At 56.0% G+C, this 23,136-nt stretch carries 28 protein-coding genes; 14 read left to right on the top strand and 14 right to left on the bottom strand.

The genetic code is table 11. From position 1 onward, the window contains the following. Positions 1–34: 34 nt before the first annotated feature. From AC0L7R_RS17540 to AC0L7R_RS17525, 4 genes are all read right to left on the bottom strand, one after another. A complete protein-coding gene (locus AC0L7R_RS17540; protein ID WP_473658142.1) occupies positions 35–1,306 on the bottom strand; it encodes a glutamate ligase domain-containing protein in 1,272 nt (423 codons plus the stop codon). After that, positions 1,303–1,701 carry a hypothetical protein gene (locus tag AC0L7R_RS17535; RefSeq protein WP_473658141.1) on the bottom strand — a complete coding sequence of 133 codons (399 nt, stop codon included), beginning with the start codon at positions 1,699–1,701 and terminating at the stop codon, positions 1,303–1,305. Before AC0L7R_RS17535 ends, AC0L7R_RS17540 begins: the two co-directional genes overlap by 4 nt. Then, complete coding sequence (gene accD, locus AC0L7R_RS17530) at positions 1,698–2,615, bottom strand: acetyl-CoA carboxylase, carboxyltransferase subunit beta (RefSeq protein WP_473658139.1); 918 nt, start codon at positions 2,613–2,615, stop codon at positions 1,698–1,700. Before accD ends, AC0L7R_RS17535 begins: the two co-directional genes overlap by 4 nt. An 83-nt stretch (positions 2,616–2,698) precedes the next feature. Continuing rightward, complete coding sequence (locus tag AC0L7R_RS17525; RefSeq protein WP_473658138.1) at positions 2,699–2,932, bottom strand: hypothetical protein; 234 nt, start codon at positions 2,930–2,932, stop codon at positions 2,699–2,701. 230 nt (positions 2,933–3,162) lie between these two features. Between AC0L7R_RS17525 and ilvD the strand changes: the two genes are divergently transcribed. The 9 genes from ilvD to AC0L7R_RS17480 all read left to right on the top strand — a co-directional run bounded on the left by ilvD (position 3,163) and on the right by AC0L7R_RS17480 (position 12,421). Continuing rightward, positions 3,163–4,890: a dihydroxy-acid dehydratase gene (gene ilvD, locus AC0L7R_RS17520; RefSeq protein ID WP_247128677.1), complete on the top strand. Its 1,728-nt coding sequence runs from the start codon at positions 3,163–3,165 to the stop codon at positions 4,888–4,890. A 5-nt stretch (positions 4,891–4,895) separates the two neighbouring features. Beyond that, on the top strand, positions 4,896–5,531 hold the full coding sequence (locus AC0L7R_RS17515; RefSeq protein ID WP_473658136.1) for a hypothetical protein: 636 nt from the start codon (positions 4,896–4,898) through the stop codon (positions 5,529–5,531). Positions 5,532–5,598: 67 nt separating this feature from the next. Beyond that, positions 5,599–6,372: a DUF6478 family protein gene (locus AC0L7R_RS17510; protein WP_473658135.1), complete on the top strand. Its 774-nt coding sequence runs from the start codon at positions 5,599–5,601 to the stop codon at positions 6,370–6,372. A 12-nt stretch (positions 6,373–6,384) separates the two neighbouring features. Beyond that, a complete protein-coding gene (locus AC0L7R_RS17505) occupies positions 6,385–6,753 on the top strand; it encodes a hypothetical protein (RefSeq protein ID WP_348109645.1) in 369 nt (122 codons plus the stop codon). 119 nt (positions 6,754–6,872) lie between these two features. Then, complete coding sequence (locus AC0L7R_RS17500) at positions 6,873–8,900, top strand: FAD-dependent oxidoreductase (protein ID WP_473658134.1); 2,028 nt, start codon at positions 6,873–6,875, stop codon at positions 8,898–8,900. Between the two features lie 3 nt (positions 8,901–8,903). Then, positions 8,904–9,119: a DUF2805 domain-containing protein gene (locus tag AC0L7R_RS17495; protein ID WP_473658133.1), complete on the top strand. Its 216-nt coding sequence runs from the start codon at positions 8,904–8,906 to the stop codon at positions 9,117–9,119. Between the two features lie 139 nt (positions 9,120–9,258). Continuing rightward, positions 9,259–10,167, top strand: a complete 909-nt coding sequence (locus AC0L7R_RS17490) for a LysR family transcriptional regulator (protein ID WP_247128671.1) — start codon at positions 9,259–9,261, stop codon at positions 10,165–10,167. A 207-nt stretch (positions 10,168–10,374) separates the two neighbouring features. Next, a complete protein-coding gene (locus AC0L7R_RS17485; protein ID WP_473658132.1) occupies positions 10,375–12,048 on the top strand; it encodes a CHASE domain-containing protein in 1,674 nt (557 codons plus the stop codon). 31 nt (positions 12,049–12,079) lie between these two features. After that, the gene (locus tag AC0L7R_RS17480) at positions 12,080–12,421 is read left to right on the top strand and encodes a response regulator (protein ID WP_473658130.1); all 342 of its coding nucleotides are present in this window, start codon (positions 12,080–12,082) and stop codon (positions 12,419–12,421) included. A gap of 4 nt (positions 12,422–12,425) precedes the next feature. On the opposite strand, the gene AC0L7R_RS17475 is transcribed toward AC0L7R_RS17480, so the two are convergent. Genes AC0L7R_RS17475 through AC0L7R_RS17460 form a run of 4 tightly spaced genes read right to left on the bottom strand, consistent with a single transcriptional unit; the run spans position 12,426 to position 15,400 of the window. Continuing rightward, on the bottom strand, positions 12,426–13,388 hold the full coding sequence (locus AC0L7R_RS17475) for an OmpA family protein (RefSeq protein WP_473658128.1): 963 nt from the start codon (positions 13,386–13,388) through the stop codon (positions 12,426–12,428). Continuing rightward, positions 13,385–13,951 carry a peroxidase-related enzyme gene (locus AC0L7R_RS17470; RefSeq protein WP_247128667.1) on the bottom strand — a complete coding sequence of 189 codons (567 nt, stop codon included), beginning with the start codon at positions 13,949–13,951 and terminating at the stop codon, positions 13,385–13,387. Before AC0L7R_RS17470 ends, AC0L7R_RS17475 begins: the two co-directional genes overlap by 4 nt. A 4-nt stretch (positions 13,952–13,955) precedes the next feature. Further along, positions 13,956–14,681, bottom strand: coding sequence for a GNAT family N-acetyltransferase (locus tag AC0L7R_RS17465; RefSeq protein WP_473658127.1), 726 nt, complete (start codon positions 14,679–14,681; stop codon positions 13,956–13,958). Next, the gene (locus tag AC0L7R_RS17460) at positions 14,678–15,400 is read right to left on the bottom strand and encodes a molybdopterin-binding protein (protein ID WP_473658125.1); all 723 of its coding nucleotides are present in this window, start codon (positions 15,398–15,400) and stop codon (positions 14,678–14,680) included. Before AC0L7R_RS17460 ends, AC0L7R_RS17465 begins: the two co-directional genes overlap by 4 nt. A gap of 40 nt (positions 15,401–15,440) precedes the next feature. Here AC0L7R_RS17460 and sfsA point away from each other — a divergent pair, with 40 nt between their 5' ends. Both sfsA and map read left to right on the top strand, forming a co-directional pair. Then, entirely contained in the window at positions 15,441–16,142 is a 702-nt protein-coding gene (gene sfsA, locus AC0L7R_RS17455; RefSeq protein ID WP_473658124.1) for a DNA/RNA nuclease SfsA, read from the top strand. Between the two features lie 106 nt (positions 16,143–16,248). Beyond that, positions 16,249–17,061, top strand: a complete 813-nt coding sequence (map, locus tag AC0L7R_RS17450; RefSeq protein WP_473658123.1) for a type I methionyl aminopeptidase — start codon at positions 16,249–16,251, stop codon at positions 17,059–17,061. On the opposite strand, the gene AC0L7R_RS17445 is transcribed toward map, so the two are convergent. From AC0L7R_RS17445 to AC0L7R_RS17435, 3 genes are read right to left on the bottom strand one after another with little or no spacing between them, the layout of a single operon-like run. Beyond that, positions 17,058–17,714, bottom strand: coding sequence for an HAD-IA family hydrolase (locus AC0L7R_RS17445; RefSeq protein ID WP_473658122.1), 657 nt, complete (start codon positions 17,712–17,714; stop codon positions 17,058–17,060). The two genes, map and AC0L7R_RS17445, sit on opposite strands and share 4 nt — an antisense overlap. Next, a complete protein-coding gene (gene rsmD / locus AC0L7R_RS17440; protein WP_473658120.1) occupies positions 17,714–18,271 on the bottom strand; it encodes a 16S rRNA (guanine(966)-N(2))-methyltransferase RsmD in 558 nt (185 codons plus the stop codon). Before rsmD ends, AC0L7R_RS17445 begins: the two co-directional genes overlap by 1 nt. Further along, the gene (locus AC0L7R_RS17435; RefSeq protein ID WP_473658118.1) at positions 18,268–19,476 is read right to left on the bottom strand and encodes an FAD-dependent oxidoreductase; all 1,209 of its coding nucleotides are present in this window, start codon (positions 19,474–19,476) and stop codon (positions 18,268–18,270) included. Before AC0L7R_RS17435 ends, rsmD begins: the two co-directional genes overlap by 4 nt. Before the next feature lie 84 nt (positions 19,477–19,560). On the opposite strand from AC0L7R_RS17435, the gene AC0L7R_RS17430 reads away from it, so the two are divergent. From AC0L7R_RS17430 to AC0L7R_RS17420, 3 genes are all read left to right on the top strand, one after another. Continuing rightward, positions 19,561–20,049, top strand: a complete 489-nt coding sequence (locus AC0L7R_RS17430; RefSeq protein ID WP_473658117.1) for a redoxin family protein — start codon at positions 19,561–19,563, stop codon at positions 20,047–20,049. Positions 20,050–20,345: 296 nt separating this feature from the next. Further along, positions 20,346–20,543, top strand: a complete 198-nt coding sequence (locus AC0L7R_RS17425; protein ID WP_473658116.1) for a hypothetical protein — start codon at positions 20,346–20,348, stop codon at positions 20,541–20,543. Next, positions 20,524–20,781: a hypothetical protein gene (locus AC0L7R_RS17420; protein ID WP_348109672.1), complete on the top strand. Its 258-nt coding sequence runs from the start codon at positions 20,524–20,526 to the stop codon at positions 20,779–20,781. Before AC0L7R_RS17425 ends, AC0L7R_RS17420 begins: the two co-directional genes overlap by 20 nt. Here AC0L7R_RS17420 and AC0L7R_RS17415 read toward each other — a convergent pair. The 3 genes from AC0L7R_RS17415 to AC0L7R_RS17405 are packed head-to-tail and all read right to left on the bottom strand — an operon-like array spanning position 20,778 to position 23,106. Beyond that, complete coding sequence (locus AC0L7R_RS17415) at positions 20,778–21,623, bottom strand: mechanosensitive ion channel domain-containing protein (RefSeq protein WP_473658115.1); 846 nt, start codon at positions 21,621–21,623, stop codon at positions 20,778–20,780. The genes AC0L7R_RS17420 and AC0L7R_RS17415 overlap by 4 nt on opposite strands. 2 nt (positions 21,624–21,625) lie before the next feature. Then, on the bottom strand, positions 21,626–21,925 hold the full coding sequence (locus AC0L7R_RS17410) for a 4a-hydroxytetrahydrobiopterin dehydratase (RefSeq protein WP_473658113.1): 300 nt from the start codon (positions 21,923–21,925) through the stop codon (positions 21,626–21,628). Then, positions 21,922–23,106 carry a GNAT family N-acetyltransferase gene (locus AC0L7R_RS17405; RefSeq protein WP_473658112.1) on the bottom strand — a complete coding sequence of 395 codons (1,185 nt, stop codon included), beginning with the start codon at positions 23,104–23,106 and terminating at the stop codon, positions 21,922–21,924. The genes AC0L7R_RS17410 and AC0L7R_RS17405 overlap by 4 nt, the downstream gene beginning before the upstream one ends. Positions 23,107–23,136: the final 30 nt, after the last annotated feature.

The following is a 23,136-nucleotide window of genomic DNA, read 5'->3' as shown; positions in this document are numbered from 1 at the left end:
GAATCATCAGGGAAATTATCGAAAAGGGGAAAGTTTAGATGTTTTCCCGCATAACGGCGCCAGCCAGATACAATGACCCGCAAATCAGGATACGCGCATGAGGTGAATTTGCGGTGATATCCTTGATTGCATGGGCCACATCGGGTGCTGCCTTTGCATCAAGTCCCACGGTTGCGGCGATCCTTGCGGTTTCTTCTGCGGGGATCGTGTTTGCTTCGTTCGGGATCGAAACGGCGGTCAAATTTGTCGCAACTTCGGCAAGTGGCGCAAGATATCCACTGATGTCTTTGGTATTCAGCATGCCGCAAATCAGATGCGTCGGGCGCGGTGGCTGTTGTTTCAGCGTCGCAGCGAGCGCGCGTCCCGCCGCCGGATTATGCCCGCCATCGAGCCACAGTTCAGCAGGTGCTGCCAGATCAACCAGCGCACCTTTGGTCAGTTTTTCCATCCGTGCGGGCCAATAGGCTTGGGCCATCGCTGCTTCGCAGGCGGCTTCATCTTTGTCCAAGGCGCGCAGCGCGGCAATCGCGGCACCTGCGTTCATAATCTGGTGTGGGCCGGGCAAGGCAGGAAGGGGAAGATCAAGCAATCCGCGTTCGTCCTGATACACCAATCGGCCGCGTTCTTCGGACACATGCCAGTGCTGACCATGGGCCAACAGCGGTGCACCTAAACGGGCAGCTTTCGCTTCGATCACGTCCATCGCTTCGTCATGTTGCGGACCCACGACGCAGGGCACGCCGCGTTTGATGATACCCGCTTTTTCGCCTGCGATGGCTGTCAGCGTATCACCAAGGAACGCCTGATGGTCCAAATCAATTGGTGTGATGATCGTCAGGGCAGGGGTATCGATGACGTTTGTGGCATCCAGTCGTCCACCAAGACCAACCTCAAGCAGTGTGTAATCCGCAGGGGTTTCCGCGAACGCCAGTAGACCCGCGACAGTCGTGATCTCGAAGTAGGTGATCGGGTCCGGCCCATTGGCGTGGTAACAGCGGTCCAGCACTTCGGTCAGCGCATCTTCGGTGATCAGTTCACCAGCGAGCCTGATCCGTTCATGAAAACGGGCAAGATGCGGGGACGTGTAGGCATGCACGGCAGCGCCCGACTGTTCCAAACCCGCACGGATCATGGCTTGGGTCGATCCTTTGCCATTTGTGCCTGCGACGTGGATGACGGGCGGCAATTTCTTTTGGGGATTGTCCAAAGTTTCCAGCAACCGCCAAACTCGGTCGAGCGTGAGGTCGATGACCTTCGGGTGCAGCGCCATCATGCGGGCAAGGATCGCGTCGGAATTGGTCGTCATGTTGTAGCTTTTCCAGTTTGAACAAGGCGGACAAGCGATACGCCAGCGGCGATATCAAATGCCCCACACATTGCAGGCCACCAAACGGGGCCGGGTGCGCCGATCACATGCAGGCCAATGTCGAGAATACCATGCCCGATCAGCCCACCCGCCAGCAAATGTGTGCCACGCTGAAACCCGAAGCGGGCCAGTGTCGCAAAGCCAATGAAAATGATCAGATGCAGGGCAAGGTTGCCGGTATCCGCTTCTTGTGCCGCGAAGACGGGGTAGAATAGTGCGATAGCGCAAAGGAACACGGCTGTGCCGGAACGTTCCGCAAGCATCCCTGCGTGGAACATCATCAGCATCGCCAACCCACCCAATCCCGCGCCCACAAGCGCGGCGATTAGGATCACGCTTTTGCTTCCTCAGCTTCCGGTGTCTCGGCGTCTGGCGCAGGCAAGTCGCCTTTGATTGCAGGTGGCTGTTTCATCAAAAGACGCATGATCGTGATCAATTCGTCCTTCAATTCCGTCCGCTTTGTCACGCGGTCCAGCATCCCGTGGTCCAACAGGTATTCAGCGCGCTGGAACCCTTCGGGCAGTTTTTCACCGATGGTTTGTTCGATCACACGGGCACCGGCAAAGCCGATCAACGCGTTTGGTTCCGCAATCTGAACGTCGCCCAGCATTGCGTAGGATGCGGTCACACCTCCTGTTGTCGGGTGTGTCAGAACCACGATGTACGGCAGGCTTGCTTCTTTCAGCATTTGCACAGCAATTGTCGTGCGTGGCATCTGCATCAGGCCAAGAATACCTTCCTGCATCCGCGCGCCACCAGCTGCAGAAAACAGGATCAACGGACATTTCAGTTCAATCGCACGTTCAGCAGCGGCAATGATCGCGTTACCCACATACATCGACATAGACCCGCCCATGAAGGAAAAGTCTTGAACAGCAACAACGGCTTTCGTGCGGCCAATGTCGCCTTCTGCCACCAACATCGCGTCCCGTTCGCCGGTCTTCTTGCGGGCGTCCTTGATACGGTCGGTATATTTCTTTTGGTCTTTAAAGTGCAGCGGATCAGCGACAGGTTCGGGGACCTCGACCTCGTTGAACATGCCCAGATCGAACAGCGCCGTCAGGCGATCACGGGCACCAATCGCCATGTGATGATCGCAGTTCGTGCAGACGTTCAGGTTGTCCGACAATTCGCGATGGAACAGCATCGTGCCGCATTCGTCGCACTTCTGCCAAAGGTTCTCTGGAACCTCGCGCCGCGAAAACAGCGAATTAATCGTGGGTCGGACGTAGTTCGTGATCCAGTTCATAGCAAAATGCCCCTGCGTTGTTGACGCAGAGATATGCGCGGGCGACACGAAATGCAATCAACGGCGTGCCGCCCGTGATCGTGTTATTCAGGTAAGGGTGCCACTGGCGCGGTCTCTTCCGATATCGCAGGCTCTGTTGTGCTGATCGGTGCTGTCTCAACCTGATCACCACTGTAGACGTAAATCCCGCCGACAATGGCAACAATCACCACAACGGCAAGGAACCAAGGGGCCGCACTTCCTTCGTTTCCCGGACTTATGCCATTGCGGATGTCGCGTTCCGCACGGCGTAAATTTTCTTCGTCAATCGAGGACATGGTCGTCTCCTTTTCACATGTGAAAGTTAAACGCCGTCAGCATAGCCTTGCGACATGGTCTCGCACCCTGCCGATTGATTACTGCGCAAAACTGGCCTGAACTCGCCGTTTTTGCGAATGCGCAGGCCGTAAATGGCCGAAACCAACCGCCAAAGGCTGGCTTAAACCGCTTGTCACGCCCGCGCCCCTTATTTAGACCCGTTTCAAATGATATTTCGGGAGGCCGACCCATGACTAAAGTAGACAAAACCCACCTGCCAAGCCGCCATGTGACCGAAGGGCCATCGCGCGCCCCGCACCGGTCCTATTTTTATGCGATGGGTTTGGACGAAGAAGCGATTGCGCAGCCATGGGTTGGCGTCGCGACCTGCTGGAACGAAGCGGCCCCTTGTAATATCGCCCTGAACCGCCAGGCGCAGTCTGTGAAGCTCGGCGTGAAAAAGGGTCTCGGCACCCCGCGCGAATTCACCACAATCACCGTGACCGACGGCATCGCGATGGGCCACGAAGGTATGCGGTCTTCGCTCGCCTCTCGCGAAGCGATTGCTGACACCGTTGAATTGACCATGCGCGGTCACTGCTATGACGCGCTTGTTGGTCTGGCTGGTTGCGACAAATCCCTGCCGGGTATGATGATGGCGATGGTGCGTTTGAACACGCCGTCTGTCTTTATTTACGGTGGGTCCATCCTTCCGGGCCGGTTGCACGGCAAAGACGTGACCGTGCAAGACGTATTCGAGGCCGTGGGTCAGCACCAAGCTGGCAACATGTCTGATGCGGAACTCGAAGTTCTAGAACGCGTGGCCTGTCCATCCGCTGGTGCCTGTGGTGGCCAGTTCACTGCGAACACCATGGCCTGCGTGTCAGAAGCAATCGGTCTTGCGCTAATGAATTCGTCCGGTGCGCCTGCACCATACGAATCCCGCGACCAATACGGTGTGGCTTCTGGTGAAGCAGTCATGAACCTGATTGCGAAAAACATCCGTGCGCGTGACGTTGTGACCCGCAAATCTCTTGAGAACGCGGCGCGTGTCGTGGCCTGCACAGGTGGTTCCACCAACGCTGGTCTGCACCTGCCTGCGATTGCGCACGAAGCTGGCATCGACTTCGATCTCTTCGACGTCTGCGACATCTTCAAAGACACGCCTTACTTCGTCGACCTGAAACCGGGTGGTCAGTACGTGGCGAAAGACCTTTACGAAGCAGGCGGCGTGCCAGTCGTGATGAAAGAACTGCGCAAAGCGGGCCTGATCCACGAAGACTGCATGACAGCATCTGGCCGTGAAATGGGCGAAGAACTCGACATGATCATGGGCGAAGCTGATGATCGCGTGATCTACCACATCGACAGCCCGCTGACGAAAACCGGTGGTGTTGTTGGCCTCAAGGGCAACCTTGCTCCAGAAGGCGCGATCGTAAAGGTCGCTGGCATGGCAGAAGCTGAACAAGTCTTTTCAGGTCCTGCGCGTTGCTTCGAGAATGAAGAAGAAGCGTTTGCCGCTGTGAAAGCACGCAAATACGAAGAAGGCGAAGTTCTGGTCATCCGCAACGAAGGCCCAGCAGGTGGTCCGGGCATGCGCGAAATGCTGTCCACGACGGCTGCACTTTCTGGTCAGGGCATGGGCAAAAAGGTCGCATTGATCACTGACGGTCGTTTCTCCGGTGCGACACGCGGGTTCTGCGTGGGTCACGTTGGACCAGAGGCGGCGCATGGCGGTCCAATCGCGTTGCTGAAAGATGGCGACATGATCACCATGAACGCTGTGACGGGTGAATTGTCCGTTGATCTGACAGACGAAGAACTTGCCGCACGTAAAGACGCATGGGCCGGTCCAAAGGAAACGATCTACGCATCCGGTGCGCTTTGGAAGTTCTCGCAACTCGTTGGGGCCACACGTTTTGGTGCGACGACCCATCCGGGTGCGAAGGCCGAAAAACACATCTACATGGATCTCTGATCGCTGTGTTTCCGTTTGTAGGTAGGTATATTGTATTCGGCGCGGCCCTGCTGGTTGCGGGCTGCGCTGAAATCGGGTCACTGGGGGCGCCGACGCCTCCGACACCAGCACTGGCACTTTATGGTGGCGACGTAATCGCGGCCGTGCCTGAAGGGTATTGTATCGAAACCAAAGCCAGCAAACCGCGTAGCGGTTTTGCGGTGATGGTTGGCTGCGGCGTGATCGCAGGCACCAACGATCGGCCACGCCTGAACGGCTTTGCGACTGTCCAAGTCGGACCTGCCGGATCAGCAATCGTGGCAGAAGACCCCGATGGGTTCGAGGCGTTTTTGTCAACGACCGCAGGTGAAACCCTGCTCAGCGTCAATGGCAATGCAAGCACGGTGTCTGTAGGCGGGGTCAAACAAACCTCGGGTGCTGTGACTGTGCGGTTTGCGGATCAAGCGGCGCCACCTGTTGCGGGATTGCAGACGACCGAATGGCGTGCATTCGTTGACATCAAAGGACGGCTGACCACAATCGCCGTGCGGGGTATGGCCGAAACACCGTTGACCGCGTCACAAGGTCAAGCGCTTCTGGAAAGTGTGCTCGCGTCGATGCTTGCAAACAACCAGATCGCAGAAACGGTTGCCGAAACCTGACAACGGTTTGCTTTTTGGAAACGGTTCGGCAGATAAAGAGTAAGACACCATCTGAAAAGGTCACAGTGTGGCGCGTCAACGATCAGGATTGTTAGATAAAATTGTTCACCGTCGTGCCTTGGCGCGCTGGAAAGCTGCTGCGCGTAACGCGGAGCGGGCTGACCTATCGACATTGCGTGAACAACGTAGCCGTGCGCGCCAACTGCGTGGCGCGGTTGATCAGGTCGTACATGTGGCGGAAAGCCGATTGGCCTTGCCGCGTGTCGGGTCCAACAACTTTGCCAAACCACCTAGCACCAAATGGTCGTGGCGACCTGCACTTTGGCGTGGTCCGATTTCACCCAAAGGGGCGACAGGTCTGCGCAATGGGGACCACATCAGCGACGACATCAAGGTGTTCCACGATTGCAAAGTGTCCGAAATGACATTGCGCCAGATCCGGAACACGCGCGAAGGGGATTTGGCACCCTTCGGCTTGGAAATGGATGTATTGGGTTTCGACGGCAGTTTCCTGTCAGTGGCGATTGATTTGCCTGCGGACGCGGCTGACGGTCTACGCAAGCGTGACATCGTTCGGGTCCAAGGGTTGATCCGTACCGAACGCCCCGCGACTGTCTTTGCGCGGCTCAACATCAAATGCGGGCCGAATACCGAAAACCTCGTCCAAGAACTGCCGCTTCTTGATCGCGAGGTATCTGTCGATTTCGATCTGGCCTACGCTGATCTGAATGAAAACCGGATCGACGGCATGTGGCTAGACCTGATCATCGAAGATCCGGCGATGAACCAACTGCGTATTCGGGATTTGACTTTCTGCCGCTATCCGCGCGCTGATCTATAAGGGAACGGTGGCATGACTGATTACACACTGCTGAAAAACCGACTGCACGCGGGCGTCTGGGAAGGAACCCTGACCGGACCAAAGGACGCATCGCCGGTGCTGGTCTTGCGCCATGACGATGAAATCGTGCCGGGATTGACGACCGAATTTTCCAGCGATGGGACATGGGTCGTACGCGCACCTGTGCCTGCTGACCGGATCAACGACGACGTCCAGACCTACGTGATTGTCGAAGAAAACAGCAACACAATCCTCAACAGCTTTACAATTTTCGCGGGTGACCAAATGGCAGATGCCCTGCAGGTCGAAGTTGATTTGTTGCGCGCCGAGCTAGATCTTCTCAAGCGCGCGTTCCGCAAACACTGCGTCGAAACGGCCTAAGACCTTTCAACGCGATCTTGCGAAGACGGCGCCGCGCGAAAAGACGCAGGTGACGCGGCGTTTAGGGTGACGTGCGCGTCAACTTTGCACAATGTATGCGAAGTTTTGGGAGAGAACACATGACCACCAACTATCCGCACCTGCTGGCCCCGCTTGATCTTGGCTTTACGACGTTGAAAAATCGCGTGCTGATGGGGTCGATGCACACCGGTCTGGAAGAAACCAAAGACTGGAACCGTGTCGCCGAATTCTACGCGACCCGTGCGCGGGGTGGCGTCGCGTTGATGGTGACAGGTGGCATGGCCCCAAATAAAGAAGGCGGCGTATTTCCCGGCGCCGCTGGTCTCTTTAATCAAGATGACATTGCGAACCATAAAATTGTGACAGACCGCGTCCACGATGCAGGCGGTAAAATCGCGATGCAAATCCTGCACGCAGGTCGTTACGCTTATTCGCCTGAATGCGTGTCCGCCTCTGCCGTGAAATCCCCGATCTCTCCATTCCCGCCGAAGGAATTGGATGCAGAAGGTATTGAAAAACAGATCAGCGATATGGTCACTGCCGCCGTGCGTGCCCAAGAAGCCGGGTATGACGGTGTCGAGGTGATGGGCTCCGAAGGGTATTTCCTCAACCAGTTCCTTGTCACCCACACCAACAAACGCGACGACGAATGGGGCGGATCCTACGAAAACCGGATGCGCCTACCGGTCGAGGTCGTGCGCCGTGTCCGCGAAGCGGTCGGCACTGATTTCATCGTCATCTACCGCCTGTCGATGATCGACCTGATCCCGAACGGGTCCACATGGGAAGAAGTCGTGCAGTTGGCCAAAGCAATTGAAGCTGCAGGTGCCACGATCATCAACACCGGCATTGGCTGGCACGAGGCCCGCATCCCGACGATTGCGACATCTGTCCCGCGTCGCGCCTTTAGCTGGGTCACAAAAAAACTGATGGGTGAGGTGTCGATCCCCGTCATTACATCGAACCGGATTAACACGCCCGAAGTCGGCGAAGACGTGCTCGCGGATGGTTGCGCCGATATGGTTAGCATGGCGCGCCCGTTCCTTGCCGACCCTGATTTCGTGGCAAAAGCCGCCGCGGGCGACTCGGCTAAGATCGCGCCGTGTATTGCATGTAACCAAGCCTGTCTGGATCATACGTTTGGCGGCAAGCTGTCGTCCTGCCTTGTAAACCCGCGTGCGTGCTATGAGACCGAACTGGTGGTCACGAAAGCAGAAGCACCAAAAACTGTAGCAGTCGTCGGCGCAGGCCCTGCAGGTCTGTCAGCAGCACTCACCGCCGCGGAGGCAGGTCACAGCGTCACGATCTTCGACAAAGCGGCAGAGATTGGTGGCCAGTTGAACATGGCCAAACAGGTACCGGGCAAAGAAGAATTCTGGGGGCTGGTCGATTACTACCGGACTGCTGTCGCGGACGCGGGCATCACGCTCCAGTTGGAAACCACGGCTGACGCCGACGCGCTGGACGGGTTCGACGAAGTGATCATCGCGACTGGTGTTGTCCCGCGTGATCCGCAGATTCCGGGTCAGGACGGGCCGAACGTCCTGTCCTATATTGATGTGCTGCGCGGTAAGGCCCCTGTGGGCAGCCGTGTTGCCGTGATCGGGGCAGGGGGCATCGGTTTCGACATTGCCGAATATCTTGTGACCGATGACAGCCCAACCGAAGACTTGGATGCGTGGCTGGAAGAATGGGGTGTCGGTGATCCTGAAAATGTCCGTGGTGGTTTACGGCCCGAAGGTCCGCAACCTGATGCGCCGACCCGCGAAGTCACGTTGTTGCAACGCAAAGCGCAGAAGCTGGGCAAAGGCCTTGGTAAAACGACAGGCTGGATTCACCGCGCTGGGCTTCAGATGAAGAACGTCAAAATGGTCGGCGGCGTGAATTACGAAAAGATTGACGCAGACGGCCTACACGTCAGCGACGGCGAAGCGCGTGAAAATCCACGTGTCATCGCGGTCGACACCATTGTTTTGTGCGCTGGCCAATTGCCGGAACGCACGCTTGCAGATGATCTGATGGCGAAAGGGCGGTCCGTTCATATCATCGGCGGTGCCGATGTGGCGGCAGAACTGGATGCGAAACGTGCGATTGATCAAGGCACACGATTGGCCGCGAGCCTATAACGCATGGCCAAAGCACCGGATCTTGATGAAGCAACCAAAAGCGAAGTGATCGAGATGGCTTTGTCCGATCACATCGCGTTTGCGGACATCAAGGCCCAGCACGGTTTATCCGAAAAAGAGGTCAAGGCGGTGATGCGATCCGCCTTGAAAACCGGCAGTTATAAAGCGTGGCGTAAACGCGTGCGGACCTTCGGTGACCGCCGCGAAAGCTATAAATAGCATAAAAATATACGGAATCTGCGTTTCCGATCTTGCTACAAAACTATGCAATACCCCGTTATTGTCAGGCCATCGTCCCATTCCTGCCCGATTTCAGGGGCAAAAGGTTGCTTGTAAGTAGCCAGAATGAGGATCGCGTATGGATCGCCTGACAGAAATGGAAGCCTTTGCCACGGTCGTAGACCAGGGTGGTTTCACAGACGCGGCCAAAAAGATGGGGATTTCCAAATCCGCTGTCTCTAAGCACGTATCTTCTTTGGAAGCCCGCCTTGGTGCGCGGCTTTTGAACCGGACGACACGCAGGGTTAGCCCGACAGAGATCGGTCTGGCCTACTACGACCGCGCTCGCCGCGTTCTGAACGATGCAGGCGAAGCCGATGCGCTTGTCACATCCATGCAATCCGCGCCCTCTGGCTTGTTGCGGATTTCCGTTGCGACAGACTTTGGCGTGAACCATCTGTCCCCCGTTTTGGGTGAATTCCTGTCTGAATTCTCGGACATCACGGTCAACATGGTGCTGAACAACCGCTACGTTGAACTGATCTCTGAAGGCTTCGATATGGCCGTTCGGATTGGTGAACTGGAAGACAGCACACTGCGTGCCCGTAAGCTGACCGAAACGTCCAAACGGATGATTGCGTCACCGGCTTACTTTGAACAATATGGTCGTCCTGAAAAGATCGACGATCTGAACGAACACAAATTGCTGCATTATTCCAACCAAGCCAATTCGGCCGTTTGGAAGCTGACAGCACCGTCTGGCGAAAAACGCCAAGTCCGCACTGCGGGCTGGCTGACAGTCAACGACGGTCAATCCCTGCTGAACGCCTGTATCGGCGGTCTGGGCATCGCTTACCTGCCAAGCTTCCTTTACGCTGACGCTATGGCGCAAGGTCTGGTCGAAGTCGCGATCCCCGATCTGCCCGTCGAAACCCAAGGTGTCTACGCTGTTTACCCGCCAGGCCGTTTCACACAGCCGAAAGTGCGCGCTTTCATCGACTTCCTTGTCCATTCGTTTGCGGACAAAGGTCCAGACAACTGGAAGTAAACCAAATTTCCCCCGGTGTTACACACCATACCTAGGCGCTACTTCCCCTCCCGAAGTAGCGCCTTTTTTCTGTTTAAAGTTGCTTGGTTAGCGGCCATTCGGGAATTGACGGGCTCAGGTTCCGTTTCTATGGTGGTATGCACGTTATGATTGTGGTCTCGCAATTCTGGACGCGCATAAAGTAGACCGATGATGGAAAGGGCTTTGATGAAGTCTAGTGAAGCCTACCGCAGACGCCGAGACCCGTGGATCGTGGCGTTTGTTTTCGCGATATCAATGGCCGCAACTCTGGCGCTGACGCTGTATGAAAAACAGCGAAACTTTCAAACAGGCCTGATCCGGTTCGAACAGGAAACCGGCGTAATCGAAACCAGCCTGCGCACAACTTTTGACGCCTATGCACAGGTCTTGCGTAGTGGTGTGGCGCTGTTTGAAGCGACCGAAAACGTTGATCGGACCGTTTGGCAGGATTACGTTTCAAACCTCAAGCTCGAAGAAAATTATCCTGGTATTCAGGGTCTTAGCTTCAACGCCATTTTGCATGACCGTGCAGAGGTGGACGCATTGGTTGCTGATGTTCAGGCGAATGACTGGGCTGAATTCGATCTCAGGCCCGATGGCGAACGTCCTATTTATGCGCCGATTTTGTATCTGGAACCCTTTATCGGACGCAATCGGCCCGCGTTGGGATTTGATATTTATTCGGAAACGAACCGACGAGCAGCCGTCGATCGGGCGCTTCTGCTGGGTGAACCTAGCATGACGTCAAAAATCACGTTGGTGCAGGACGACGAAAGCCTGAACGACGAAACGAAAGCCGGTGTTTTGGTCGTTTTGCCGATCTTTGATCGCACAACCACAGCGATGGCAACGCAACGCGAGAAAGCCAAAGGTTTGATCGTCAGCGTCTTCCGTATCAAGGATTTGATGGAAACCATCCTGAAGGCCAATTTCGATGGCGAAGGGCTTTACCGCAAAGATGTCAGCCTGTTCGAAGTGACTCCCGAAGGTGAACTGCTTTCAATGTATCAGGACATGCCCGAACCGGATCACACACCGGTCTTTGCATCTGAAAACACCTTTTCAATGTATGGCAAAACGTGGCGGCTAATGGCGACATCCACTAGCGTGTTTGAAAAGGCCACCGCACTGAACAGCCACATTATTGTTCTGCTGACGGGCGTATTGATGTCGATGCTTCTGACATTTCTGGTGTGGGGGCAGGCGGTGCGTAACCGTGAAAGCCAGCGGGCAGCGGATGCATTGGCGAAGGGGAATGCGCAAATTGCCTTGTTGATGAAAGAGGTGAACCACCGCTCCAAGAACCTGCTCAGCTTGATCCAAGCCATTGCGCGTCAAACCAGCGCCAGCAACCCGCAAGATTTTTCAAAATCGTTTTCCCGTCGGCTGACGTCGTTGTCCGCGAGCCAGGATTTGCTGGTGCGCAACAATTGGGAAGACGTCGATCTACAGGATTTGATCACGTCGCAGCTTGGGCATTTCAAGGATTTGATTGGATCCCGTATTTTGTTGACCGGACCGAAAACGTTGCTGAACGCTGCGAATGCGCAAACGATCAGTATGGCGATCCACGAATTGGCCACCAACGCGACCAAATATGGTGCCTTGTCGAATGATGTCGGGGTGGTGAATGTCGACTGGACCACCACGGGAACCGGCCCCCAAGCCATGTTTGAACTGCACTGGGTCGAAAGCGGTGGACCGCCGGTCGTGGCACCCGAAACGAAAGGGTTCGGTTCCAAAGTCACCGGAACAATGGTTAAACTGTCGTTAGAAGGCGAAATCGAAACAAGATTTCAGCCCGAAGGGTTTGAATGGCACCTCGCGTGTCCCGCATCCAGTTTGGCTAAGTTGGACTAGAAATGGCTGTATCGGTATTTGGGTTGGTGTTTTGACGAAACGTATCTTGATTGTCGAAGACGATGTCCTTTTGGGACTCGATTTGGCTGAACAGCTTGAAGCATCCGGTTTCGAAGTCATCGGCCCCTGTATTTCTGCCGCTCAGGCATTGTTAGCCTTCGAAAAAGAAGGATGCGATGCGGCGGTTCTGGACATTAATTTGGGGCACGGGACGTCAGAACCGGTCGCACAACGGCTTCAATCGCTCTCGATCCCCTTTGTGGTGGCGTCGGGGTATTCCGATGATCAATGGCCGCAGGTGTTTCGGGGGCAAGCATCCGTCACAAAACCATTTCAGGCGGAAGATCTCGTTGATCTGTTGACCGCCGTTTAGGGGATCAATTGGACTCTGTGCTGGTCACAATTGCTTCGACCCTGCGGTTCGCATCGCGGCCAGCTTCGGTCAGATTGCTGCCCACCGGTGACAGATACCCCATGCCCTCTGCCGCTAATTGACGACCCGGAATGCCGTAGCTGTCGATCAGGCGTTGCCTGACCGCGCGGGCGCGCCGTTTGGATAGGCTGATATTACCTTCCAACGATCCCGCGGAATCGGTGTGGCCGACCAAGGCAATCTGCAAATCAGGGTGCGCGCGCAGGTAAGCAGCAAGCGTTTCAAGCGACTCATAAGGCCCATCCGCCAAATCGGACGACCCGGGAACAAAGCTAAGATCGGTCAGTACGGCGCGGCCAATCTGGGTCAGCGCCGTGGCCATATCCGCAGGTGGTGCGCTGTTGGCGGGACTGGATGATGGTGCGGTGGCGGCCACAACAGAACTGCCCCGACTGGAAACGCGCCCCAGATCGCCGTCGTTCGAAACACGGTCAATCTGGACATAGGCCGCTCGCGCGATTTGACTGATCAGCAGGACGGTATGTTCCGGCCCTTTGTCACCATCTTTGAAACCCGCCCAGTATCTGAAATCGCCTAGGTTTACCTGCATGTCAGGTGGCGGCAGCACGTCCAGCGCAAAGCGAAAATCGAACCCGCCACAAGCGTCACCCTCGCAGGTGAAAATTTCTGTGTATCCACCTGCAAGCAGTTGATCGCGAAGAGGCTGCAAGATTTGCAACGTGGTCAGTCCCGCCACCGAGATTTTCCAAGCACCCTGCGCAACAGTGCCTTCTGCAATGTTGTTGGGGACGCTCCCATCTTTCCATGGCCCCGTCGCAATCATCAACGTGTTCGGCGCACCTGCTTCTTGATAGGTGGCAACGGCGTTCCCCGGTAGCCGCAAATCTTGCGCAGCCGCGAGGTAAGGCAGGCATAACGCAGCAAGAAGGGGAATGCCACGGATCATCGTGACTGGCTGTGATACCCGTCATTCGGGCGCATATCGGTGGCCGACGCCACGCGGTTGGTCATGTTGAAAAAGCCAGCGACATTGGCAATGTCCCAAATGTCACGATCCGTAAAACCGACATTGCGCAACGCGTCGCGGTCTTCTTCGACGATCGTCGCACTCGCCATGGTGATCTTTTCTGCAAACAGGCACATGGCCGTTTGGCGGGCGTCCAGATCAGCAACGCGCCAGTTCATCACCAGCATCTCGCCCAGTTTGGGATCACCGGATAATTCGCGTACAGCGGCCCCATGGGCGGTCAGGCAATAGAAACACTTGTTGATCGACGACACGACCACGGCGATCATCTCGCGTTCCAGCTTGGTCAAGCCGCTGTCAGCAAGCATCAGGTCGTTATAAAGCGTCGTAAAGGCGTTCAATTTGTCGATGTCGAACGCATAGGCCTGCAACACATTCGGGATCATGCCCAGCTTGTCTTGGCAGATGTCGAAATATTTCTGGGTGTCTGCGGGCAACGGGTCAACCATCGGAAGATCAAGGGCAGTCACTTTGTCGGTCATGTATTCAGTCCGGTTTGATACGATAGTGGTACTGTCCCACAACCTGCATCCCGAGGGAAGTGTAGAGCGCATTTGCACCGGTGTTCGCCGCCACAGCGGCCAAAGTGAACCACTTTGCACCCTGCGATTGCCCCCAAATGGCGCTGGCACGGGTCAGGTTTGCGGCAAGTCCCTGTCGACGGTCGTTTTGCAGCACCTCTAGCGAATGCAACATCGTGCAATCATGCGCGACGCCCGCAAAGGCGGTGCCTGCGGGGCGATCATTCACACGCCCAAGAAACGTCGCCTTCGAACAATCCGCGCGGTCCATCACGGCTAATCTGGCCGGACCCGTCCCACCTTCCGCCCAAATCTCGCGCTGGGTGGCAAGCGGCGGCCAGACCTGAAAACTGGTCACGGGCGGGGGCTTCACATCCGTGATGTCGGCCGATGGAATCGCGTACAAAAGCGTGGTGTCTTTTTCGACGTAGCCCGCGTTATCCAGATGGACCGACAAAGCATCATCACCGGATCTGATCATGAACAACGGGACCTGACCAAGCGCACGCATCGCGTCCTCTGCACCCGCGATCTGTGTGGGATCGAATGCACCAACCGTTGTCGCAGCACTGACCCGTTGGCCGCCGCCCTTGCCTTCGCGAATGGTGAAGCCCGGCACAGCGGATTTCGCAGCAGCTGGCCATGTTACATCAAGTGCATCGCAAACGGTCTGGGCATCGGGCAGGTTCATGCGGGAAATATCTTCGCCAGCTCTGCCATTGCGCCATCTAAACGCGTCGCATCAGCGCCACGGACAACAACGTTTGACCCGTATTTCCCGTCCTTCTGAAAGGGATAAGACCCGACTGACAGGTCAACATAGGTCTGTGCAAATTGCCCCAACGGGCCTGCAATATCGCCTTCACCACGATCAACACGCAACGTGCGCGACAACAACGGCGCGCCGCCCGTTAGGGTCGGCAAAACGCTCGCCACCATGGCCTGAAAGACCGACGGCACCCCCGCCATGACATGCACGTTCTGGACAGTAAAACCGGGGGCGGTGCTGACGGGATTGTCGATCAGCGTGGCGCTGTCAGGAATGCGGGCCATACGCAGGCGGGCCTCGTTCAGTTCCTGTCCGCTGCGGTCATAGTGGGCCTGCAACAAAGCACGAGCATCGTCGCGGACGTCGATGTGATCGTCAAAAGCGGCGGCGATGCAATCCGCCGTAATATCGTCGTGCGTCGGGCCGATACCGCCGCTGGTAAAGACGGTATCATAGGCGGCGGACAAAGCCTTCACAGCCGCGACAATCGCAGGGGCATCGTCGCTGACCACGCGGACTTCTTTCAGGTCGATACCTGCCTCGGTCAGCTGACCTGCCAGATAATGCATATTGGCGTCGCGGGTGCGGCCCGACAGGATTTCGTCACCAATGACGAGCATTGCGGCTGTGGGATTTGGCATTGGTGGTCTCCTTGGTTACGACCATGTTATAGGGCGGTCCATGCAGTTTGCCACACCTCTTATCCCCGCCCGATTGATCAAACGTTACAAACGGTTCCTGTCCGATATGACATTGGAGGACGGGACCGAAGTTGTGGCGCATTGTGCTAACCCCGGATCAATGATGGGGCTGGCGGAACCGGGGATGAAAGTGTGGCTGGAACCAAACGATGACCCTAAGAAAAAGCTGAAATATGGCTGGCGACTGGTGGATCACGAAAACGGACATTTCACGGGGGTGGATACGTCCGTGCCGAACCGCGCGCTGAAGGCTGCATTTATGGATCATCAGGTGCCGGGGTTTGAATATGATCTTGTGCGACCCGAAGTGAAATACGGTGAAAATTCGCGGATTGATTTTCTGCTGACAGGGCAGGGGCCGGATACCTACGTCGAGGTGAAAAGCGTGACGCTTTCACGGACCAAAGGGCTCGCTGAATTTCCCGATTCCGTCACCAAACGCGGTGCCAAACATCTAGCTGAATTGTCCGAAATGGTCCGGCAAGGCCACCGCGCTGTGATGTTGTACTTGGTGCAACGGACGGATTGCGCGGGCTTCACCCTCGCCGCGGACATCGACGCCGCCTATGCGCGGGCCTTTCGCGAAGCGCAGGCCGCAGGTGTTGAGGTGATGGTGTTTGATTGCGCGATTTCGCCGGATGGTGTGGACATTCGCAATCCGTTGGATTTTGTTGATCTGTAAGGGTGCCTCCGGCGGGGATATTTACGACCAAAAGAATTGGGTCGGCTGCACTACTGGTTTTGTTGGGCATGATCGCTTATGTCGCGGGAAACGTGTTGAGGACGAGATGATGACGAATAACGGCCGCGTGACCAAAGATGGTATTCGGATTTACGAGCCAAGCGATTTTGCGGGCATGAACAAGGCTGGCCGCTTGGCTGCCCAAATTCTGGATGATGTGGCGGCTTTGGTCGCCCCCGGTGTGTCGACCGCTGCTTTGGATCAGTTTATCACGGATCAGGTTGAACTGGCTGGCGCAACGTCTGCAACGATTGGCTACAAGGGCTATCAGCACGCAAGCTGCATTTCCGTGAACCACGTCGTTTGTCACGGAATTCCCGGTGAAAAGACCCTGAAAGACGGTGATATCCTCAACATCGACGTCACGGTCATCGCTGACGGATGGTTCGGCGATACGTCTCGGATGTATGTCGCGGGTAAAATGTCGCGCAAGGCGGAACGTCTGGTACAGGTCACGCATGATGCGCTGATGAAGGGCATTGAGGCTGCGAAGCCCGGGAATACGTTTGGCGATATTGGTCATGCCATTCAGGTTTACGCTGAAAGCAACCGCATGTCTGTGGTTCGCGATTTTTGCGGTCATGGCCTTGGTCGCGTGTTCCACGCCCCGCCAAATGTGCTGCATTATGGTCGCGCGGGCACCGGTGCTGTGCTGGAAGAAGGCATGTTCTTTACCATCGAGCCGATGATCAATCTGGGCCGTCCAGAAACCAAGGTTCTCGCTGATGATTGGACCGCTGTGACCCGCGACAAAAGCCTGTCTGCGCAGTTCGAGCATTCCATCGGGATCACCGCACAAGGCGCCGAGATTTTCACGCTATCACCTGCCGGTAAATTCCACCCGACCTACGAGGTCTAAGCAGGCGGCATCGTGACGCCGATCAAGCCAGCGATGTCGCGCATTGACCTGACTTTTTCGACATCGACACGTGCGAGGTGGGCAAAACTGCCGCTTGGGTCAAATCCGAAGGTGCGCACACCTGCGGCGATGCCTGCACTCGCCCCCGTTGGGCTGTCGTCGATGAACACCGTTTCCGCGGGCGTTACACCCGCGATCTGCATCGCATGATGGATCATCGTCGGATCGGGCTTCGGGACATAGTCATGGCCGGAATAAATCCGGTCTGCAAAACGGTCAATCAACCCTGACGGCGTCAACGATATCGCCATCTTCTTTGGCGGGCCGTTCGATGCGATTGCGGTGGCGATGCCTGCGGCGTCCAAATGATCGAGGAACACGTGCACGTCATCGAAAACCTGCACGCCTTTCGAAAGGGCCGCGAACATTTCGCCGTAGATTTCGTCCAGCCATCTGTCCGGCAACGCTGCCCCCATGTCGCGTGCCGTTGTCATGACACCCGCCATGGTGCCGCCGACAAACAGGGTGTCCACGTCTTTAACTGAAATCTCCAATCCGTAGCGCGATAGGTTTTCCGCAATCACGATATTTGTCGTCGGTTCAGTATCCACCAACACGCCATCGCAATCGAAGATCACAAGTTTTACGGTCATCAGTTCAGCTCCAGCAGGGTGATCCACGTGTCGCCATAGCGCCGTTGGTCCAGTTTGCGAAACCCCGGTGGGGCGGGCAGGGCGGTGTTGTCTTCCAGTACCATCAACGCGTCATCGGCGATCCAGCCTGATGCGCGCGCGGATCGGAGTGCAGCCGGACCAAGGCCCTGACCGTAAGGGGGGTCTGCAAAGATCAGGTCGCAGGGTTCATCGGCGTCGGGCAGTTGCGTGACATCACATGTCAGCATCTTGGTGTCTGCCGCTCGTCTACATTTGTCGATGTTTGTCGCGATCAGTTTTTGTGCCACGCGCCCGCTGTCCACAAAGGTCGTGAACGCGGCCCCGCGCGACAACGCTTCAAGCCCGAGCGCACCTGTCCCCGCGAACAGGTCCAGTACCCGTGCCCCGTCGATCGGGTTGCCGTATTTGCCGCCCTGCAACACGTTGAACAGGCTTTCGCGCACGCGGTCGGATGTGGGGCGCAGATGGGCCGATGCATCACCTTTCCCGACATCTGCAAGGGTCAATCCGCGATGCTGCCCGCCAATGATTCTCATGCTTTCAGCAGTGCTTTCATATCCGTATCGGGGTCAGTGATCAGGTCAGGCGCAGGACTTTTGCCCGCCTCAATCAGGCGCTTCCCGATCATGTAGTTGCGCGGGTCGTTCATCGCATCCACGGCAATCAATTGGTCACCCTTGTAGTACCAGTGCGACTGGGCATCGCCGGTTTTACGCACATAAACGGCGCCATAGCCGATGTTCAGGCCCGCAATCTGAAGTTTGCAATCGTATTGATCGGACCAGAACCACGGCTTTGGCACATAGGGCGTTTCGATCCCTGCGATATTCTTTGCCACAACGTCGGCCTGATCAATCGCGTTGCCGACGCTTTCGATCCGGATTTGATGACCGTCCAGCGGGGCAGAGGCACAGTCGCCAGCAGCCCAAATCGCAGGGTCGGATGTTTGTCCAAAGCTGTTCGTCGCGATCCCGTTGTCGATGGTTAGGCCGGCACCTTCGGCAAGGATTGTAGCGGGCGCAATGCCGACGCCGACAACTGCAAAATCAATATCAAGCTTTGTGCCGTCTGTCAGGACAGCGCCGGTCACCACGTCGTCGCCGATCAAACGCTCTAGGCCCACGCCTTCAACGATATTCACGCCATGCGACGCATGCAGGTCGCGGAAGTAGTCAGAGGTTTCAGGGGCCGCGACACGTTGCAGAATCCGGTCTGCCATCTCGACCAAGGTCACGGAAACCCCGCGTTTGGCCGCCACAGCTGCGGCTTCCAGCCCGATATACCCGCCGCCGATGATCAGGGCCTTTTTCCCGTCAGCAAACGCAGGCGCCATGGCATCCGCATCCGCCAGATCACGGACGCTGAACACATTCCCCAGATCGCCACCAATCGCGCTGGGCAATGTGCGGGGATGCGATCCGGTCGTTAGAACAAGATGATCGTAAGTCAAAACGTCGGTATTCTCCAACGTCACAGTTTTACTCACCGGATCAATCGCGGTCGCGCGTGTGGACAGACGCAGATCGATGGTGTTGTCGGCATAGAAACTAGCGGGGCGCAGGTACAAACGTTCTTCGACCATTTCGCCGAGCAGATACGCCTTGGACAAGGGCGGGCGTTGATAGGGGGGCACTGGTTCACCACCGACAAGCGTGATGTCGCCGTCGAATCCTTCCGCGCGCAGCTTTGCCACACATGATGATCCGGCTTGGCCGGCACCGATAACGACGACATGTGGCATAGTTTGGTCCTTGAACTGGTCTTGCTTACCCCTCAAACCTATATTGTTGGTAACAACAGGTGCAATCGAAACAAGGATACAAACATGACGATTTCAATTGGGGCCACTTTGCCCGACGCGACTTTGCTTTACATGGGCGACGAAGGCCCGACTGGCGTACAAATGGCTGACAAATTGAAAGACCGGAAGGTCGTCATTTTTGGTCTTCCGGGGGCCTACACCGGCGTTTGCACCACGTCACACGTGCCTAGCTTTATGCGGACCAAGGACGATTTCGCAGCCAAAGGTGTGGACGAAATCATCTGCGTATCGGTCAACGATCCGTTTGTAATGGACGCGTGGGGCAAAAGCACGGGTGCGGCCGACGTTGGCATCACGATGTTAGGGGATGCTGAAGGCGCGTTCACCAAAGCCATCGGCATGGATTTCACAGCACCACCTGCGGGCCTGATCGGGCGATCCAAACGGTATGCGATGGTTGTCGAAAACGGCGTCGTCACTGCGCTGGGCGAAGAAGCAAGCCCCGGCGAATGCGACATCTCGGGTGGGGAAGCTCTGCTCGCCAGCATCTAACGCGCTGCCCAGAATCGATTTCAACGGCCCCTTGCGTCATTGTCGCAAGGGGCCTTTTTTGTGGGTGTAGCACTGCCCGCCTATCCGAATAGGGGATCGCTAAAATAAAGTGACGTTACGTCCGTTTTCGTTTTCAAATTCGCCTTCCGCATAGGTTTTTAACTGAAATAGCAAAGCACTATACGGCAGACACCTAGAGAGTCCGAGCCAATTGAGGGGAAATAGGAAGTGGGGTTCCCATCGAACTTCATCCTCAGAGAGACGCAAGATCTCAGTAAGCGAAACAAGGCAATGCCATGAACCAGTTTATCAGTTCTTCGATCGACACTCAGGCAAGAGCCATCTTCGCGGGTACAGTCCCGGCCTCAGAACAACAACGACTGACCCGCGAAGAGCTTCGTAAGCAATTTGAAGAAGACCTCGATGTTTTCACAAAAAAATCCCCTGCTGGAACAAATAAACGGAGCATCGATCATGACACCCATGATGATTAAGATACTAAGTCAATCGATCGAAGCTATTGCTCAGGGCACAGCAGGTCACGAGATCGACCGCGGCCATTATGACCGCTATCGCGGCATGCAGAAGATCGTGAACCGTCTGGCCGCAATGGATCTTGTCGTATTGGCCGAAACTGTTGAGGCAGATAAAATTATCCTAACGCCGACGCCGCGAGCCTATGAAGTCATGCAAAACGGCGCAACCAGAGCGGCGATTTGCAAAGCCGCTTAGGATTCGCTTTGCACAATTGTCCGCGTTGGGAACGGAATATCGACACCAGCTGCATCAAGGGCTTCTTTCACCTTACGTTTCATGTCGGCCTGATACTGAAAATAATCAGCCGACGGACACCAAACGCGCACCAGAAAATCCACAGAACTGGAATTCAGCGTATTCACCTGAATGAACGGTTCCGGATCATTCAGCGACCGTGAATCGGACATGATCGTGTCGCGGATCACATCTTCGGCAGTTTTCAGACTGGCACCATACCCAACACCAAATTCCCACTCTGCGCGGCGGGTATCGTAGATGGAATAATTTTCAATCGTATTTCCCCACACGTCAGAATTTGGAATGATGATCTGCACATTCCCAAGCGACGCAATTTCCGTGAAGTTCAGGGTAATGTCTTTCACGGTCCCCATCTTGCCGTCGACCTCAACGAAATCGCCGATCTTGATGGGGCGGAAAAAGATGATCATCACGCCGGCCGCGATGTTGGACAGCGTGCCTTGCAACGCCAGACCAATCGCCAAAGATGCGGCACCGATGATGGCCACGACGGACGTGGTTTCAACGCCAAAGGTGTTGAGAACAAACAGAAACGCGAAGCCGATAACGACGTAGCGGACGATATTGCCAAGGAAATTGAACAGCGTTTCATCAAGATGCTGATGGCGTTCGCCCAAATGAACAAGCCGCCGACGTGCCCAGCCACCGATGACGAAACCGATAAACAGAATTGCGATAGCTGCCAGAACGGACCCCACGATAGAGGCCAGAAAATCAATGGTTAAGACATCGGCGACTGTCTTGCCGTTCATGATTTCGGTGTTCAGTAGCTCTTCCATCGTTATTCCTTTACGAGCGCGTCCATTTTGGCGCCCAATTTTGCGTCTAGCGCGCTGATCCCATCGCAATCATGGGTCGTCAGCGTCACGTCGACGGTCTTGTATACATTTGACCACTCTGGGTGGTGGTTCAGCTTTTCCGCCCAGATGGCGACTTTTGTCATAAACCCGAAAGCGTCAATAAAGTTCCGGAAAACAAACGACTTTTGGATTGCATCGCGTCCATCGGTCATTGCCCAGCCGTTTGCAAGAAGCGGCGCAAGTTGCGTTTCGCGTTCCGCGTCGGTCAATTTCTCGGTCATTGCTGTTCCTCTCGGTTTTCCTTTTTGAACGGGCCGTAAGATGTCAGGATTTCGATCTCGTTGTCCACCGCGTCACGTTCCGCATCAAGGTAATTGGCAACGGCTTCGCGAAACCCCGGATCGGTGAAATAATGCAGCGAATGGGTCGCCACGGGCAGATAACCACGGGCGAGTTTGTGTTCGCCTTGCGCTCCCGCTTCGACGCGGTTCATGCCGTGTTCAATCGCGTATTCAATCGCGCGGTAATAGCACAATTCAAAGTGCAGACAGGCGCGATGTTCGACACATCCCCAATACCGTCCGTACAGCGTTTCGCGCCCGATGAAATTCAACGCCCCCGCAATGTACTGCCCGTCGCGGACAGCCAGCGACAGCAGCATATCGTCGCGCAGATGCTCTTGCGCATGATCAAAAAACGCCCGCGTCAGATAGGGCGTACCCCATTTGCGGTTGCCGGTGTCTTGATAGAACCGCCAGAACGCGTCCCAATGTTCGGACTGAATATCGTCGCCCGTCAACATCAGGATATCGCCGCCAAAATCATTTGCCTGCGCGCGTTCTTTACGGATATTTTTGCGTTTGCGGCTGGCAAGGCTGTTCAGGAAACCATCAAAATCGGCATAGCCGTCGTTTTCCCAATGAAACTGCTGACCGATACGGGGCAACAGGCCCATTTCTTCGCCTGCAATTGCTTCTGTCTCTGTGCAGAATGTCACATGGACGGACGATAGCTCGTTGTCGGCGGCAATCTGGATCGCGCCTTGAACGATTGCGGACATACCAACGATCTCGAACCCTGGACGGGTCAGAAAACGGCGTCCAGTGGCAGGGGTAAACGGCACCGCCATTTGCAGTTTCGGATAATACCGTCCGCCCGCGTTTTCGAACGCATGGGCCCAGTTGTGGTCGAAGATATATTCGCCCTGCGAATGTCCCTTGGCGTACAGCGGCGCAACGGCAATCACCTGATCGCCTTGCTTTGCTGTCAGATAGCGGGGCTGCCATCCGGTGCCCGGCCCGACTGATCCGCTGTCTTCTAGGGCCTTCAGAAACCGATAGGTCGTAAAGGGATCATAGGGCCTGCCGTCCTGCGTTTCGGGGCAAGCGCAAGCGTCCCAATCGGCCTGCGCAATGGTGCTCAGGTCGGGGTGGGCGGCGATCTCTATGGCGTCATCAGTCATGAAGGTTGATGTGTGCGCAAAATGCGGTGG

This window comes from Yoonia sp. D2-7 (assembly GCF_055809435.1).
The sequence above is the reverse complement of the archived record's forward strand: the minus strand, read 5'-3'. Positions and strand labels throughout refer to the sequence as shown.

Excerpts from the sequence above, each read along its gene's own strand:
- AC0L7R_RS17430 (WP_473658117.1), top strand. The coding sequence starts at position 19,561 with ATGACGATTTCAATTGGGGCCACTTTGCCCGACGCGACTTTGCTTTAC.
- AC0L7R_RS17405 (WP_473658112.1), bottom strand. The coding sequence starts at position 23,106 with ATGACTGATGACGCCATAGAGATCGCCGCCCACCCCGACCTGAGCACC.
- AC0L7R_RS17525 (WP_473658138.1), bottom strand. The coding sequence starts at position 2,932 with ATGTCCTCGATTGACGAAGAAAATTTACGCCGTGCGGAACGCGACATC.
- AC0L7R_RS17445 (WP_473658122.1), bottom strand. The coding sequence starts at position 17,714 with ATGACCGTAAAACTTGTGATCTTCGATTGCGATGGCGTGTTGGTGGAT.
- map (WP_473658123.1), top strand. The coding sequence starts at position 16,249 with ATGATGACGAATAACGGCCGCGTGACCAAAGATGGTATTCGGATTTAC.
- AC0L7R_RS17465 (WP_473658127.1), bottom strand. The coding sequence starts at position 14,681 with ATGAACCTGCCCGATGCCCAGACCGTTTGCGATGCACTTGATGTAACA.
- AC0L7R_RS17410 (WP_473658113.1), bottom strand. The coding sequence starts at position 21,925 with ATGACCGAGAAATTGACCGACGCGGAACGCGAAACGCAACTTGCGCCG.
- ilvD (WP_247128677.1), top strand. The coding sequence starts at position 3,163 with ATGACTAAAGTAGACAAAACCCACCTGCCAAGCCGCCATGTGACCGAA.
- AC0L7R_RS17415 (WP_473658115.1), bottom strand. The coding sequence starts at position 21,623 with ATGGAAGAGCTACTGAACACCGAAATCATGAACGGCAAGACAGTCGCC.
- rsmD (WP_473658120.1), bottom strand. The coding sequence starts at position 18,271 with ATGAGAATCATTGGCGGGCAGCATCGCGGATTGACCCTTGCAGATGTC.
- AC0L7R_RS17540 (WP_473658142.1), bottom strand. The coding sequence starts at position 1,306 with ATGACGACCAATTCCGACGCGATCCTTGCCCGCATGATGGCGCTGCAC.
- AC0L7R_RS17505 (WP_348109645.1), top strand. The coding sequence starts at position 6,385 with ATGACTGATTACACACTGCTGAAAAACCGACTGCACGCGGGCGTCTGG.
- sfsA (WP_473658124.1), top strand. The coding sequence starts at position 15,441 with ATGCAGTTTGCCACACCTCTTATCCCCGCCCGATTGATCAAACGTTAC.
- AC0L7R_RS17470 (WP_247128667.1), bottom strand. The coding sequence starts at position 13,951 with ATGACCGACAAAGTGACTGCCCTTGATCTTCCGATGGTTGACCCGTTG.
- AC0L7R_RS17425 (WP_473658116.1), top strand. The coding sequence starts at position 20,346 with ATGAACCAGTTTATCAGTTCTTCGATCGACACTCAGGCAAGAGCCATC.
- AC0L7R_RS17475 (WP_473658128.1), bottom strand. The coding sequence starts at position 13,388 with ATGATCCGTGGCATTCCCCTTCTTGCTGCGTTATGCCTGCCTTACCTC.
- AC0L7R_RS17490 (WP_247128671.1), top strand. The coding sequence starts at position 9,259 with ATGGATCGCCTGACAGAAATGGAAGCCTTTGCCACGGTCGTAGACCAG.
- AC0L7R_RS17495 (WP_473658133.1), top strand. The coding sequence starts at position 8,904 with ATGGCCAAAGCACCGGATCTTGATGAAGCAACCAAAAGCGAAGTGATC.
- accD (WP_473658139.1), bottom strand. The coding sequence starts at position 2,615 with ATGAACTGGATCACGAACTACGTCCGACCCACGATTAATTCGCTGTTT.
- AC0L7R_RS17500 (WP_473658134.1), top strand. The coding sequence starts at position 6,873 with ATGACCACCAACTATCCGCACCTGCTGGCCCCGCTTGATCTTGGCTTT.
- AC0L7R_RS17460 (WP_473658125.1), bottom strand. The coding sequence starts at position 15,400 with ATGCCAAATCCCACAGCCGCAATGCTCGTCATTGGTGACGAAATCCTG.
- AC0L7R_RS17435 (WP_473658118.1), bottom strand. The coding sequence starts at position 19,476 with ATGCCACATGTCGTCGTTATCGGTGCCGGCCAAGCCGGATCATCATGT.
- AC0L7R_RS17485 (WP_473658132.1), top strand. The coding sequence starts at position 10,375 with ATGAAGTCTAGTGAAGCCTACCGCAGACGCCGAGACCCGTGGATCGTG.
- AC0L7R_RS17420 (WP_348109672.1), top strand. The coding sequence starts at position 20,524 with ATGACACCCATGATGATTAAGATACTAAGTCAATCGATCGAAGCTATT.